Here is a 13,002-nt window from a genome sequence, read left to right as displayed (position 1 = left end):
CCAGGTTACGGTCGATTCATTGCGCCTGCCGGGCGCCCAGCCACTCGCCGTTCTGGAACGATAGATACACCGTGCTCCAGAGCTGAGCGGCGTTCGATTCATCCGCGTGGGTGTTGTGCTGTCCGAACGCTTCGGGTCGATACTGACCGTTCGAGAACGACCACGACCAAAGCTCCGAAGACCGAAACGAGTTGCCGGCGTCGATTGCCTTCCACAGTTGCGACCGCGCCGTCTGCAATCGAGTGCGAAGATCGGCAGACAAGTCCGTCCGCGCCAGCTGACGACTCAATCCCGCCGCGAACACCGCCTGCTGCCACGACCATACAACCGTGCCGTGATACGCCGTGTTGTCGAAGCGTGACTGCGTCTCGCGATCGGCAAACGCAGGATTCGCGACCAACATGCCTACGGGCGTCAGCAGCCCCGCGGGAAACGGCCGCATGAGGGCATCGATCGAACGTTGCAGCTGTGCAGCCGTCGGCTGGGTGAACAACAGCGCGAAACCATCGTCGGAATGCATGATCGGGATCGGCTGGCCATTCGCATCGAGCGAGAGCGCATTGAACGTCAGCGACTGCTCGCGCAGGCCGCTGTCGAGTGCGGCGAGCGGCGCCTTCGCGTCCACGCCGAGAGCGGTCGCATAAGCTGACACCTGATCTCGCGCCTGTTTAGCAGGCAAGGTCACTGTAAACATCGGTGGCGCGTTGCGCGACCACGCGTCGTGTTGAGTGCTTGCTTTCTGCAGCGTGCGACGTTGGGCATCCGTGAGATAGCTATCGAGCAAGCCGCTCTTGAGCAATCGATCGATCGCATCGAGCGCGGCGGGAACGAAGACTGCGTTCACGTCATAGGCGTAACGTCCTCGACCGAGACCTTCCTCGCTGTCGCGCCATTGCCCGGTCATGCGGCCTTCCTTGAGGCCGACCAGATTCGAAGCCTTCGGATCGGCGGCGAACGCGGCCGTGCGTTCCACCACCCACACCAGGTTCCGCACGAGCGAGTCACCCTGTCGCTGGCCGGTGGCGTTCTTGTCCGAGAGAAACTTCTGTGCAACGGTTCGGCCTTCGGTCTCCAACAGCCAATTGGCGGTAACCGGCGCGAGCATGAAGTCGTCGTCGATCATTCCGTAGTCGTAGATCGGCGTGTCGATGGCGCCGCGACCCTCCTTCAAATTGCGGAGGACGGCGAACTCACCAATGTCTTCTTCGTGCGCGACCTCTCCATTCGGCGCGAGGCGAGTCAGCACTGCGCCGATGCCGCTCTCGATGGCCAGGTTTTGCAGCACCGGCGCGAGCAGCGTCAGCGACATCATGGTGTCGCGACCGAAGTAGGTGTCGAAGCGCCACGAGCCTGCGAGGTACTTCTCGCGATAACTGAGAAAGGTGAGCACGTCACGAGCACGCGTGTCGCGAGCGGCGGTCGCGGTCAGTAGCGAGGTGTTGTCGATCGGCGTGAGTGGCGTCTCGCCAGTCAACGCGACGATCTTCAATCGCAGCTTGCCGCTGCCAGTGATGGCTTCGTTCGAAACCTGCGCGCCATCGAGCGCTTCAATCGAGAGCCGATAGCCCGCCGCGCCATCCAGTCGCGATCGGGCCCATTCGATGCGATCGCCGATAACAGCAGGCGCAACGGCGATGCCTTCCGGCAGCGTGCCGAGCGCTTGATAGTCACGCAGCACACGCACTGAGGACAGCACGGCTTCATGGATATTGAGCCTCGCGGTATCGACTGTGACCTCCGCTTCGATGCCATGAAGCGACCGACCTTCCGCATCTTTCTCCGACACGGGAGCAGGGGGCTGAGAAAGCGTCCAAGCAACCGGCTGCTCGCTCTTGTTGAACCAAAGGCCCACGCCACTATTGCCTGCAGGGAACGCCACGAGAATGCGTGGGTCCGTGCCGGATCGTAGTAACAAATGCGCAGCGACCGCGCCTTCGCGCATGAAGCTGTTGATGTTGCGCCCCTCGTCGATCTGAAAGCTCAGTGTCGGTGGAGCGGCGGGCGGAGATTTGGTCATCGCACAACTGGCGAGTGCGATGACGCTGACGAAGCCACTGATGACTGCAACGATGCGACTCATGCGGCGATCATGCGCCGGGTCGCGACTCGATGCCATACGGTGGCGACCACCGTCGTCAGTCGTGAAATTTATTCAAGGAGCCAGCGGCGTAGCAGCTGCGATGTCTGCTCCGGCACTTCCATCGGCGGCAAATGGCCGCACTCGGGAAACACATGATAGGTCGAGCCCGCGATCTGCCGATGCATGTCTTCAGCATCGCTCGGCGGCGTCAGAATGTCCGAGTCGCCGACCGCAACGAGCGTCGGAACTTTGATCGACGCTAGCAACGGTCGCGAGTCGGGCCGATTGAGAATGGCGTTCTGCTGACGCAGGAAGGCTTCGCCGCCGACGCGCTTGGCCATCGCTTGCACTTCTTCGCCGATCGGGCCATGCACATGCTGGGTGTGAACGAGCTGCGGCAACATGCGGGTCGTGACGCCGAAGAATCGTCCGTGCTTCAACGACTGGATACCGGCCAATCGTTGCGTCACTCGTTGCGGTGAGTCGAGCGCGGCGCTGGTATCCACGAGCGCAAGTCGTGTCACGCGTTCCGGTTGCTGACGCAGGATTTCGAACGCGACATAACCGCCCATCGACAGCGCCGCCAGCGCGAAGCGCTCGGGCGCGGCGTCGAGGACGCGTTTGGCCATCGCGCTCAAGCTGTCATCGAGCGTGAGATCCGGGAGGGTGGGCTCGGCGATGTCGCCGAGGTCGCGAGCTTGATCACGCCACAGCCGCTGATCGCATAACAGGCCGGGCAACAATAACAGCGGGAGTCGTTCGGTCACGTTGAGAATTTCCTTCGCGCGCAGGGTACCGAGCGCCATGGCGAAGTTGCAATCCTTGTGGCACTACCTGAGAATAGCTCGCATCTGGAACTGCTAGCCACGCTCCTTCCCCGGAGCCCGCCCGCCGCTCGCGAGTGCGACTCCAGCGGCCCCATCATCGATCCGGCAAGCACTCGCTCAATCATTTGTCGTTGAGGAGTTCGCATGGCTTGCGTTGGTTCCGTTCGCGCGGGTGTCGCTCTCGTGCTCGCGTTTGCCGCTGTCACATCCGCATCGGCGCAAGAAAGCGAGGACGCGCAGAAGCTCAAGAAGCTGCGGGTCGAGGCGAGCGAGATCGGCGACACCACCGAAGGCACAGGCTCTTACGGCGCGTCGAGCGCGACCATCGGCAAAGGCTCGCAGCGGCTGAAAGACGTCACCAACTCGGTCACCGTCATCACGCGCGAGCGCCTCGAAGATCAGAACTTGCAGACGCTCGATGAAGCGTTGCAGGCCGCGACCGGCATCGTCGTCGAGCAGAACAGCAGCTATGAGCGTGCCTTCTACTCGCGCGGCTTCCAGATCAGCTCGGTGCAATTCGACGGGGTGCCGACCCAGTTCAGTCAGACTGCCAAGGGCTTTGCGATTCAGGGCGACACCGCGATTTACGACCGTGTCGAAGTGCTGCGCGGACCGGCGGGATTGTTTGCCGGCGCCTCGACGCCGGGCGGCACCGTGAACCTGGTTCGCAAACGTGCCAGCGCCGATTTCGCCGTGCGCGGCTCGCTCAGCGTCGGATCGTGGAACAACTATCGCAGCGAGCTCGACGTGACCGGCGGCTTGAACGGCTCGGGCAGCTTGCGCGGCCGCTTCGTGGCGGCCTATCAGGATCGAGAGTTCTTCTATGACGTCGCCGAAACGAAGAAGCCCCTCGGCTACGGCATCATCGAGTACGACCTGGGCTCGTCGACCACGATTGCGGCCGGCATGAAGTACGAAGAGAACCAGATGACGCCGTTCTACGCCGGCCTGCCGCGTTACGCCGATGGCAGGTCGCTGAACCTGAGCCGTTCGACTTATCTCAACGCCGCCTGGTCCGACACCAATGCCAAGAGCACCACGGTGTTCGCCGATCTGAAACATCGTTTCAACGATGTGTGGGAATTGAAGATCGGGGCGCTGAACGATCGCGAGGACAATCACGATCATTCCGGCTCGGCGTTCGGCACGGTCAACGTGACCACGCTGACGGGATCGACCCTCTCTGCGTTCAATCAGCACCTGATCGGCAATCAAAACTCCGCTGACGCGACGTTGACCGGCGGCTTCGACGCCTTCGGGCGTCGTCACGATGTCATCGTCGGCGCGAACTACTGGAAGCGCACTTACGATCTGGACAGCCAGCTGTTCACGGTGCCGAATCCGGCCATCAATCCGCTCGCCTTCGATCCGAGCCAGTATGCAGTGTTCCCGACTGTGCCGGCGCGTGCGAAGACGCGTACTGAAGAAACGACGGAGCAGACGGGATTCTTCGGTTCCGTGCGTTTCCGACTGACCGATCCGTTGAGCGTAATCGTCGGCGGCCGCTTCAGTGAGTACGAGAACGAGGTCTTCAACAAGGTCACCGGCCTGACGAGCGCGCACGCCAAGGACAGCGATGTGTTCACGCCGTACGGCGCCGTCTCCTATGAGCTCGGCAAGAACTGGTCGACCTATGTGAGCTATGCCGAGACATTCACATCCCAGGCCAGTAGCTACACCGCGGCGGGCGAGCCGCTCGATCCGGCCGAAGGTCAAAGCTACGAGATCGGACTGAAAGGCGAGTTGTTCGAAGGCCTGGCCAATGTTTCTTTCGCGGCCTACCAGATCGAAGAGGTCAACCGTCGTCAGACCGATCCGAATACGCCGAATCCTTGCCCCGCGTCGCCCGTGGGCGGCGTTTGCTCCATCGCCGAAGGCGAGGTGCGCAGCCGTGGCTTCGATGCCGAAATCAACGGCACGCTGACCGAGTCGTGGAACGTGTTCGCCGGCTACACTTACACGACCACCGAATATCTGCGCGACAAGACCGCCACCGGCACACCGAGCGCCAATGAGGGCAAGCCGCTCAGCTCGTTCACGCCGAAGCACAGCGTGCGGGTATGGACCGACTATAAGCTGCCGGGCGTGCTGTCCCGTCTGAGCGTCGGCGGTGGCGTCAACGCGCAGACCGAAGCGTACAAAACCTCCGGTGCGATTCGCTTTCAACAAGGCGGCTATGCGATCTGGTCGACTCGCGCCAGCTATCAGCTCAACGACACGATCGATCTGGCGCTCAACGTAAACAATCTGACGGACAAGACCTATCTGCGCACCATCGGCGGACTGAGCAACGGCAACTGGTACGGCGAGCCTCGTAACTTCATGTTCACTGTGAAGGCGAGCTTCGAATGAGTACTATACGAGCGCGAATTCGGAAACACGGCCTCAATGATTGAGGCCGGCAGCAGGGAACCGCCAGGGATCGGCCAATAGCTGCAACGTTCGCGGCGCCGTTCGTGCGCCGCCGGCTCAGTCACTAACTGCTCCCTGGCGAGGCGCTGTTGCGCGTGATGGATTCGCGCTTCCATCAAACTCGCAACTTACGTTAGGGAGAACCATGAAGAAGGCAGCATTGTTTGTCAGCAGTCTGTTGTTGTCGGCACTGGCGTGTGCACCGGCGATGGCGGAGGTCGTGCGCGTGAAAGTGGTGGCGAGAGTCATCAATGCGGTCGATATGCAAGGCTTGTTCAACGGCAAGATCGTGCAAGGCTCGCGCTTGACCGGAACCTATGTTTACAACACCAACACGCCGGATCTTTCGCCGGATCCAAGTGTCGGCAACTACCGTCCCTATGCCAATGAGGCGCGCGTGCGTTTCGCGACGGGTGGGTTCGTGTTCGAGAGTGTGCAGCCCACGCAGGAAATCTACATCACCGTCCAGGCGGAGGAGCCTGGCTCGGCAGGCGCTTTCTGGATTTCCAGTTTCCAGAACAAGCCGCTGTCGAACGGAACGGAGGTCGGCAACATCATGGTGCAATTTTTCGGCTATGGCAGCGTGACCCAATCGACGGCGCTGCCGGCTGCCGCGCCTACTCTGGCCGACTACAGCACGAAGAGCATCACGATCAACGGGCCGGGCTTATCGTATTTCATCCGCGCTGAGATCGAGAGCGCGGAGCTGATCGTCGCGGATACCCTCGAAGTGTCGCCGGCCGCCGGCAGCTTCCTGCCCAATCAACACTTCGACGCGGCGTTGACGCTGCCTCGTAACAGCAACGTCGTGAATGTGATCGCGAAGGCCAATGGCGCGCCGTTGCCGATCGGCTACCCGGGGTATTGCACGCTGGTGCCGCCGCCGACCAGCGCTGGCCAGCCCGCAGTGCTGTGTCCGAACGCCGATGCAGTGCTGCCGCTGGCCGCGGGTGCGCCGATTGAATGGACGGTCGAACTGTCGAATGGCTCCATGCTCACCGAGTCGGTGAATTGGACGCTTCAGCAATAACTCGCTGACCGCGCACGCCTTGTTCCAAGGCGTGCGCAACTCCTCCGGTGAAGTTGACAAGCCCGAATCTGTGATACACAGTGTTTCTTAAGGTAACACTGTGTTTCATAAGTGCAACGGGCGGCCTCGCGACAGCACCACGGTCAACGCAAGTTGCCGCCGTGGATAGCTCGAATTCCTCCCGGATCGGTGACATTCATGCCCAAGGTTGTGGTGACCGGCGTCGACGGGGAAGTTCGTGAGCTGGAGGTCGAGAGCGGTCGCACCTTGAGATTCGTATCACGGCTGCGCTCGACGGCTTGCAGGTGAAGGTCGCGCCACAAGACGGATAGTCGTTTCATGTAAAAACAGAATCGGGAAGGGGGAGAGCCATGAAGGCGGAGTTGCACAAGCGTTCGTTGGTCCTCGGCGCCGCGCTGGCGGCAGGCTTGGGAGTGAGCTTACCCGCGTTGTCTCAAGCACCGCCGTCCAATACGGCCAGCGATGTGGCGATCGACGAGCTCAACGAAATCATCGTCACCGCCCGACGCACCGAGGAACGACTGCAGGACGTTCCGATCTCCATCACCGTTTACAACCAGGAACAGCTGGCGAATCGCAACGTGACCAACGCGGTCGATCTCGCGAACTTCACGCCGTCGCTGTCGGCGAACAGTAATTTCGGCATCGAGAACACGAGCTTCGCGATCCGCGGTTTCGTTCAAGAGCTCGGCACGCAGCCTTCGGTGGGCACTTACTTTGCCGATGTGGTCGCACCGCGCGGCCCGACACAAGGCACGCAGGCGGGCGACGGCGTCGGCCCCGGCAGCTTCTTCGATCTACAAAACGTGCAGATCTTGAAAGGCCCGCAGGGCACGCTGTTCGGACGAAACACGACCGGCGGTGCCGTACTGCTCGTGCCACAGAAGCCGACGGGCGATTTCGGTGGATATATCGAAGGGTCGTACGGCGACTACGATATGTATCGGCTGCAGGCGGCGTTGAATGCGCCCTTCGGCGAGAACGCGCGGTTTCGTCTCGCGGCGGATCATCAGGAGCGCGAGGGATATCTGAACAATATCTCGGGCATCGGGCCGAAGGACTACAACGACGTTAACTACAGCGCCGTGCGTGCCAGCCTGGTGCTCGATCTCACGCCGAATCTCGAGAATTACACCATTGCGTCCTGGAGCAAGTCGGACACCCATGGCAGCGTGGAGAAACTGATCGCTTGCAATCCGACTGGCTACAATCCGCCCAATCCGCAGATCGGCTTGCGCAACTTCGTCGGCATTCTTTCCTGCGGACAGCTGCAGTCCGAGCAGGCGCGCGGCACGGACTTTCATGACGTGCAGGCGGCCGTGCCCAATCCGATTTCGCTCATCGAGCAATGGCAGCTGATCAATACGACGAGCTGGCATGTGAGCGACACAGTCACGCTCAAGAACATCGCAAGCTATGCCGAGTTCACCAATGAGCAGCGCTCGCCGCTGTTCGGTACGAACTGGCAGGCGAGCACGCTGCCCGCGGCGTATCAACCAGTCTTCTTCCGTGGTGTGCCGGCTGTGTTCACGGGCGTGTTTGCAATTCCGGGTCACAACATAGCGGATCAGTCCACGTACACCGAAGAGCTGCAGCTGCAAGGAGGCAGCGAGGATGGGCGGTTGAGGTATCAGGCCGGCGGTTATCTGGAATGGAGCGATCCACTCAGCACTGTGGGCAATCAATCGCCGCAGCTGGCGGCGTGCACTGACCTGGCGTCACTCGCCTGCAGCGACCCGATCGGCAGCGTGTTCAGCGTCGCGCTGAGTCAGCAACTCGGCTTTCCGGTGCCAATCAATGTCGCTGCAGTCAACTACACGGCCGGCAGGACGACGTATCGGAGCCGCGGCATTTATGCGCAGTCGAGCTACGATCTGTCCAGTCAGTTTACGTTGACGGGCGGCCTGCGTTACACGTGGGACGAGCAGACGAACAACGCTCAGCGCATCACCTATAACTTCCCGGTGTTGCCGCCATTCCTCGGCGCTCCGACGCAACGTTGTACGGATCCATCGACGACTGCGAATAACTGCAGTCAGTATCTGAAACAGGAGTCCGACAAGCCCACCTGGTTGCTCGGCCTGGATTACAAGCCCGGCGACGACGTGCTGGTGTACGGCAAGTACGCTCGCGGCTATCGCGCGGGTGGCGTGTTCACCAACGCGCCCATCGACCACCGCACCTTCGATCCGGAGCAGGTCGATAACTTCGAAGTTGGTTTGAAGACCAGCTTCCGCTCGGCAGTGCGCGGTCTGTTCAACATCGCCGCGTTCTATAACGACTTCAGCGATCAGCAGCTGCAGTTCGGCTTCGACGCTCGCGTCGATCCAGTGACGGGCGCCACGGCGCCGGTGTCGCCGACGACGGCGGTCATGAATGCCGGTAAGTCGCGCATCTATGGCGCGGAAATCGAGCTGTCGATTTCGCCGCTCGATGGGCTCACGCTCGATGCCAGCTACACGTATCTCAAGGCCGAGATCAGAAGCATCGATTCGGTGACGACGGTCGATCCGAACTATCAGGTGCAGACTTCGCAGATCGAAAGCGGTGCGCCGCTCGCGCTGTCGCCCGAGAACAAATATGCGCTATCGGCGAACTACACCTGGCGCTTGCCCGAGACGGTGGGATCGATCACGTTCGGCGCGACGTTCGTGCACACTGACGAGCAGCTGACCACTTACGGCTATCACGATCCTGCGATCGTGGCGCTGTATGGCCAGGACCTGGGAACGATCGACAGTCGCAATCTGCTCAATCTAAACGTGAACTGGGACGGCATCGCGGGAACCTCCGTGGATGCGTCCGTATTCGCGACCAACGTCACCGACGAGGAGTACTACCAGTACGTTCCGGGCCTGGCGACTTCGGGCAGCGAATACGCGTCGCTCGGCGAGCCGCGCATGTACGGCGTGCGCTTGCGCTATCGCTTTGGAGATTGAGGTCGGTCTCCCCGGGCTGCGCTCGTTGAGTGGCGCAGCCTTGGGTCAGGAACGCTTGGCGCGCTTGGTTTTAGCGCGCTGAGCCCAGTTCCGGTCGGCATCGATGGTGGGGTTGATGATGATGCGCTCTTGAATCTCCGCGATCCGGTCGATGGAGACGGGGCGCTTTTGGCGCAGCCACCAGCTCAACAACTCGATCGTACAAGTCACATTGAACGTCACGGCCAGCTCGGGCGGCAGCCAGTTGTTTGGATTCGAGCGGGTGGACGCCACTTCGCTGGACTTCTTGAGCAGTTCCTCGCGCAACACCGAAGCCGCGCCGCCCGTCAGCAGCGTGGACCAAAGCTTGCGGTGCGAATCGACGTAGGTACACAAATTCACCGAAGCGGTGCGCGTGTCGTCCGCTTCCAGCGCCGGCAGCATCAGCTCGGACAGCTGACGAACCTGATCGGCCGCGACCGCATGCAGCAGCGATTCTTTCGTCGGGTGATGGCGGAAGAAGGTGACATAGCTGATGCCCGCGCGGGCTGCGATGTCACGGATGCTGATCTGATCCAGCGGCTTCTCTTCCAACAGTTCCAGCAGCGCGGTGCGCATAGATTCGCGGGTGTGAACCGCGCGCGGATCTTGCGCCGCTGATAAGTGAGGCCGGTGCGTTCTCGATGCCATGGGATGCCATTGTAGCCGACAAACTATGATTCATAGTGTTGCTTATCTTAGCAACATGGTGTTTCATAGTTCCATCGCAGCGGGGGACCAGTCATGCGAATGGAAGAACGCGACTACTTCACCGACTTCTCGGTGTTGAAAGAGCCGTACGAGTATTTCGAGGCGGTCCGCGCCAGAGGGCCGGTGTACACGCTGCCTCATCGGGGTGTCGTGGTCGTGACCGGCTATGCCGAGGCGCTCGAGGTCTTGAGCAACACGGCCGATTTCTCCTCGGCGATCGCGCCTCAAGGGCCGGCCATGCCGTTGCCGTTCACTCCGCAAGGCGAGGACCTGACGCCGCAGATCGAAGCTCATCGCAGTCAGTTCATCGGCGGCGATCTGCTGGTCGCCTATGACGATCGGCAGCACTCGATGTCGCGGTCCATCCTCAGCCGCTTGTTCACGCCCTCGCGTCTCAAGGCGAACGAGGAGTTCATTCGCGAGTACGCCGGCGAGTTGGTGAGGGACGCGGTGGCGCGAGGCGGCTGCGAGATGATCAACGAGATCGCCACGCCGTTCGTCACGCTCGTCATCGCGGATCTGCTCGGCGTGCCCGCCGATGATCGCAAGCTGTTCATGGAAGTGATCGCCGCCGGTCCGCCGCCCGGAAATATCGAGACGGAAGATCAACAGGCGCAGAACGGTCCGCTGGAGTTCATGGGCCGATACTTCGCGCAGTACGTGATGGATCGCCGCGCCAATCCGCGCTCCGACGTGTTGTCCGAGCTAGCGAACGCCACCTATCCCGACGGCTCGACGCCGGATCTCATGGAGATCGTCCGGCTCGCCACCTTCCTGTTCGGCGCGGGGCAGGACACGAGCGCCAAGCTGCTCGGTAATTCGGTGCGTTACATCGTCGACGTGCCCGGGCTGCAGGACAAGTTGCGCGCCGATCCTGCACTCATTCCTCAACTCATCGAGGAAGTCCTGCGCCTGGAAGGCTCGACGAAAATGACGGCGCGTCTGGCGCGCAAGAACACTCGGATCGGCGGCGTGGAGATTCCGGTAGGTACGAAGGTCTTCCTGGCTTTGGCCGCGGCCAATCGGGATCCCCGCCGCTGGCCCGAGCCTACGCAGTTCCAGCTCAATCGCGACAAGATCAAAGAGCACGTTGCCTTCGGACGCGGCGCGCATGTCTGCGCCGGCGCGCCGCTCGCCCGTGTGGAAGTGCGGATCATCCTCGAGCGCTTTCTCGAGCAGACCTCGGCGATCGATCTGTCCGCAGAGAAACATGGGCCGCGCGGCAACCGGAATCTGGATTTCGAGCCCAGCTTCATTATTCGTGGCCTGTCGGCGCTGCATCTGACATTGACGGGGAAAGGTCGATGAGCATGGTGCAAGTTACATCACCGGGCAAGAGATCAACGTCAACGGCGGCAGCTGGATGTAACACGCCGCCCCCTGACCGGGCCGTTGCGGGGCCGGTCCCGCCTGCTCGTTCCTGTTCGAAGACATCCTTCGGAACGGCTCAAGTCTCATGTCGAGTGCATCGCTGGCGGCGGCCTATCTCAAGCAGCGGGAGCTGCTCGCGCGCTTTTTGCGCCGGCGCACGGGGTGCGAGCAGGCCAGTCAGGATCTGTTGAACGATATCTGGCTGCGGATCGCCCGTTCGTCTCAGACCGACGCTCCCGAGAATCCCGAAGCTTTTCTGCAGCGGGTCGCCTCCAACCTGGCCGGCGACTGGCTGCGCCGTCGCCGCTTTCGCGCGACCGTTGTGGGCGAGGCGTCGGATGTTGCCGAGGTGCCGGAGCCTGCGCCACGCGCCGAAGACCGGCTGCACTATCGCGAGGCGCTCGAGTTCCTGATGAAGGTTGTCGAGGAATTGCCGCCCAAGCGCAAAGAAGTATTCATTCTGTATCGAGGCGAAGGACTGTCCGTGAAAGAGGTCGCGCAGCGGCTCGGTATCGCCGAGAAGACGGTCGAACATCAGGTCGCCAAAGCGCTGTTGCATTGTCGGGAGCGGCTGGCCAAGGAGGGATTATGGCCGTGATGGAACGCGAGCCCGTGGACGCCTTGCGCGAAGAGGCGACGATCTGGGTGATGCGATTGCAGGAGCAGCCGGCGCAGGCGAGTCTGCAAGCCAGCGTTGAAGCGTGGAAGGCGCGCAGTCCCGCGCATGCCGCCGCCTTCGATGAGATGCGGGCATTGCTCGGCGTGTTACATCAGCCGATGCGTCGATTGGCGGAGCGGCGTCGCAATCGACGCCGGGCGTTCGCACTCGCCGCCAGCGTGCTCGCCGCTGTTCTGCTCGGCGTAGGGCCGCGGGATCGAATCGCCGATCTTCAAAGCGACGCGGTGACCGCCGCGGGTGAGTTCGAAACACTGCGGTTGTCGGACGGCTCGACGGTCACGTTGAACACAGGCACTGCCATCGCCAAGAGCGACGGCGACCGTGGCGTCACGATGTATCGCGGTGAAGCTTATTTCGAGATCGCGCACGACCCCCAACATCCGTTCGTGATTGCTGCCGGCGATGCGCGCGTTCGCGTGCTGGGCACCCGGTTCAACGTGAAAATGCAGGACGAGCAAGTGATCGTCACGGTGGACGATGGGCGCGTGGAGCTTGCACCGGTTCATGGTTCCACCCAGACGCTGCAATTGACCGCCGGCATGCAAGGGTTCGTCGAGCAGGACCAGGTTCGACAACAAACGTCCTTCGATCCGCAGTCGGCCGTCGCGTGGCGCGAGCGCAAAGCCATCTTCTATGACGCACCGTTCGAGACCGTCGTCGCCGACCTCAATCGTTATCGACGCGGCCCGATTCTGATTGCGGACGCCGACGCACGCGCCCGCCGGGTCACCGGCGTATTCAATCTGCCAGACACCGAGCAAGCGCTCGGGACCATCGAGCGCACATTACAACTTCGTGTCACGCGCCTGCCTTTTGGCGTGACCGTGATTTATTGAGCCAGCGATAGGGGATCGAGACTGCCGAAGCGTCGAGTTGGCCGGGTGCGATGTGCGCTCGTTCAATTCGGCGGAGCT

General features: G+C 61.7%; 9 protein-coding genes. 6 read left to right on the top strand and 3 right to left on the bottom strand.

Translation table 11 applies throughout. The features are described 5' to 3' along the window. Window positions 1–16: 16 nt before the first annotated feature. Both ACFPN2_RS08590 and ACFPN2_RS08585 read right to left on the bottom strand, forming a co-directional pair. Window positions 17–2,080, bottom strand: a complete 2,064-nt coding sequence (locus ACFPN2_RS08590) for a hypothetical protein (RefSeq protein WP_380596197.1) — start codon at window positions 2,078–2,080, stop codon at window positions 17–19. A 68-nt stretch (window positions 2,081–2,148) separates the two neighbouring features. Next, window positions 2,149–2,886: an alpha/beta fold hydrolase gene (locus tag ACFPN2_RS08585; RefSeq protein WP_380596196.1), complete on the bottom strand. Its 738-nt coding sequence runs from the start codon at window positions 2,884–2,886 to the stop codon at window positions 2,149–2,151. 165 nt (window positions 2,887–3,051) lie between these two features. On the opposite strand from ACFPN2_RS08585, the gene ACFPN2_RS08580 reads away from it, so the two are divergent. The 3 genes from ACFPN2_RS08580 (at window position 3,052) to ACFPN2_RS08570 (ending at window position 9,309) form a co-directional block, all read left to right on the top strand. Beyond that, window positions 3,052–5,259: a TonB-dependent siderophore receptor gene (locus ACFPN2_RS08580; protein ID WP_380596195.1), complete on the top strand. Its 2,208-nt coding sequence runs from the start codon at window positions 3,052–3,054 to the stop codon at window positions 5,257–5,259. 205 nt (window positions 5,260–5,464) lie between these two features. Next, window positions 5,465–6,349: a hypothetical protein gene (locus ACFPN2_RS08575; RefSeq protein ID WP_380596194.1), complete on the top strand. Its 885-nt coding sequence runs from the start codon at window positions 5,465–5,467 to the stop codon at window positions 6,347–6,349. Between the two features lie 371 nt (window positions 6,350–6,720). Continuing rightward, window positions 6,721–9,309: a TonB-dependent receptor gene (locus tag ACFPN2_RS08570; RefSeq protein ID WP_380596193.1), complete on the top strand. Its 2,589-nt coding sequence runs from the start codon at window positions 6,721–6,723 to the stop codon at window positions 9,307–9,309. A gap of 45 nt (window positions 9,310–9,354) precedes the next feature. On the opposite strand, the gene ACFPN2_RS08565 is transcribed toward ACFPN2_RS08570, so the two are convergent. After that, window positions 9,355–9,906 (bottom strand): TetR/AcrR family transcriptional regulator, encoded by a 552-nt coding sequence (locus ACFPN2_RS08565; protein ID WP_380596192.1) that lies wholly within the window; start codon window positions 9,904–9,906, stop codon window positions 9,355–9,357. Window positions 9,907–10,071: 165 nt separating this feature from the next. On the opposite strand from ACFPN2_RS08565, the gene ACFPN2_RS08560 reads away from it, so the two are divergent. The 3 genes from ACFPN2_RS08560 (at window position 10,072) to ACFPN2_RS08550 (ending at window position 12,924) form a co-directional block, all read left to right on the top strand. Beyond that, entirely contained in the window at window positions 10,072–11,346 is a 1,275-nt protein-coding gene (locus tag ACFPN2_RS08560) for a cytochrome P450 (RefSeq protein WP_380596191.1), read from the top strand. 148 nt (window positions 11,347–11,494) lie between these two features. Further along, window positions 11,495–12,007: an RNA polymerase sigma factor gene (locus tag ACFPN2_RS08555; protein WP_380596190.1), complete on the top strand. Its 513-nt coding sequence runs from the start codon at window positions 11,495–11,497 to the stop codon at window positions 12,005–12,007. Continuing rightward, the gene (locus ACFPN2_RS08550; RefSeq protein WP_380596189.1) at window positions 11,998–12,924 is read left to right on the top strand and encodes a FecR family protein; all 927 of its coding nucleotides are present in this window, start codon (window positions 11,998–12,000) and stop codon (window positions 12,922–12,924) included. Before ACFPN2_RS08555 ends, ACFPN2_RS08550 begins: the two co-directional genes overlap by 10 nt. Window positions 12,925–13,002 lie beyond the last annotated feature (78 nt).

The organism is Steroidobacter flavus, from assembly GCF_042651805.1.
Classification (GTDB): domain Bacteria; phylum Pseudomonadota; class Gammaproteobacteria; order Steroidobacterales; family Steroidobacteraceae; genus Steroidobacter; species Steroidobacter flavus.
This window is presented reverse-complemented; position numbering and strand designations above follow the sequence as displayed.

Bases quoted from the DNA above. Each gene is read 5' to 3' on its own strand.
- ACFPN2_RS08590 (WP_380596197.1), bottom strand. From the start codon at position 2,080: ATGAGTCGCATCGTTGCAGTCATCAGTGGCTTCGTCAGCGTCATCGCA.
- ACFPN2_RS08585 (WP_380596196.1), bottom strand. From the start codon at position 2,886: ATGGCGCTCGGTACCCTGCGCGCGAAGGAAATTCTCAACGTGACCGAA.
- ACFPN2_RS08580 (WP_380596195.1), top strand. From the start codon at position 3,052: ATGGCTTGCGTTGGTTCCGTTCGCGCGGGTGTCGCTCTCGTGCTCGCG.
- ACFPN2_RS08575 (WP_380596194.1), top strand. From the start codon at position 5,465: ATGAAGAAGGCAGCATTGTTTGTCAGCAGTCTGTTGTTGTCGGCACTG.
- ACFPN2_RS08570 (WP_380596193.1), top strand. From the start codon at position 6,721: ATGAAGGCGGAGTTGCACAAGCGTTCGTTGGTCCTCGGCGCCGCGCTG.
- ACFPN2_RS08565 (WP_380596192.1), bottom strand. From the start codon at position 9,906: ATGCGCACCGCGCTGCTGGAACTGTTGGAAGAGAAGCCGCTGGATCAG.
- ACFPN2_RS08560 (WP_380596191.1), top strand. From the start codon at position 10,072: ATGCGAATGGAAGAACGCGACTACTTCACCGACTTCTCGGTGTTGAAA.
- ACFPN2_RS08555 (WP_380596190.1), top strand. From the start codon at position 11,495: ATGTCGAGTGCATCGCTGGCGGCGGCCTATCTCAAGCAGCGGGAGCTG.
- ACFPN2_RS08550 (WP_380596189.1), top strand. From the start codon at position 11,998: ATGGCCGTGATGGAACGCGAGCCCGTGGACGCCTTGCGCGAAGAGGCG.